Below are 1,061 nucleotides of genomic sequence, written 5' to 3' on the forward strand. Positions count from 1 at the left end.
GTTGGGCAGCGCCTATCTCTGCCTCCTCAAAGGAGATCAATCATGTCCAATATCCAACAATCCGGCACCTTCGCCCCCGCCACCTTCAAGCTTGGCAGCCGCACCGTGAAGCGGCTCGGCTACGGCGCCATGCAGCTCGCCGGGCCCGGCGTGTTCGGGCCGCCCAAGGACCATGACGCGGCATTGGCCGTGCTGCGCGAGGCGATTGCGCAGGGGATCGACCATATCGATACCAGCGACTTCTACGGCCCGCACGTCACCAACCGGCTGATCCGCGAAGCACTGGCACCCTACCCCGACGATCTCGTCATCGTCACCAAGATCGGTGCGCGGCGCGGGCCCGATGGCTCCTGGCTGCCGGCTTTCTCTCCCGAGGCGCTGACCCAGGCGGTGCACGACAATCTAAGCAATCTTGGGCTCGATGTGCTCGACGTCGTCAACCTGCGCATCATGTTCGATACCCATGGCCCCGCCGAGGGATCGATCGAAGCGCCACTCACCATCCTGGCCGGGCTTCAGCAAAAAGGTTTGGTCAGGCATATCGGGCTGAGCAACGTGACGCCGGCGCAGATCGCCGAAGGGCGCCGTATCGCCGAGATCGTCTGCGTGCAGAATCAGTACAATCTTGCGCATCGCGGCGACGACGCCCTGATCGACGACCTTGCCCGCGACGGCATCGCCTATGTGCCGTTCTTCCCGCTCGGCGGCTTCAACCCGCTGCAATCCTCCACCCTGTCGGACGTCGCAACGCGCCTCGGCGCCACGCCAATGCAGATTGCGCTCGCCTGGCTGCTGCGCCGCGCGCCCAACATCTTGCTGATTCCCGGCACATCGTCGGTCGGACATTTGCGGGAGAACCTCGCTGCGGCTGAACTCAAGCTTTCAGGGGATGTGCTTCAGGAGTTGGATGGGATGGCCAAGGCGGCGTAAGGCGCGACCAGTTTCCCCCTTTGAGGGGGAGATGTCGCCAAAGGCGACAGAGGGGGTCGGCACGACCGGGCGCGACCTCCTGCGGCAGATGAAGGTTGGCGCTCTGTGCGCGGCGACCCCCTCTGTCGCCT

At 64.7% G+C, this 1,061-nt stretch carries 1 protein-coding gene; it reads left to right on the forward strand.

What is annotated here, in order from left to right; translation table 11 throughout:
* Positions 1 to 42 precede the first annotated feature (42 nt).
* Positions 43 to 930, forward strand: coding sequence for an aldo/keto reductase family oxidoreductase (locus tag EN906_RS35125; RefSeq protein ID WP_127268565.1), 888 nt, complete (start codon positions 43 to 45; stop codon positions 928 to 930).
* The last annotated feature ends 131 nt before the right edge of the window (positions 931 to 1,061 follow it).

The organism is Mesorhizobium sp. M7A.F.Ca.CA.004.06.1.1 (assembly GCF_003999135.1).
Taxonomy (GTDB): domain Bacteria; phylum Pseudomonadota; class Alphaproteobacteria; order Rhizobiales; family Rhizobiaceae; genus Mesorhizobium.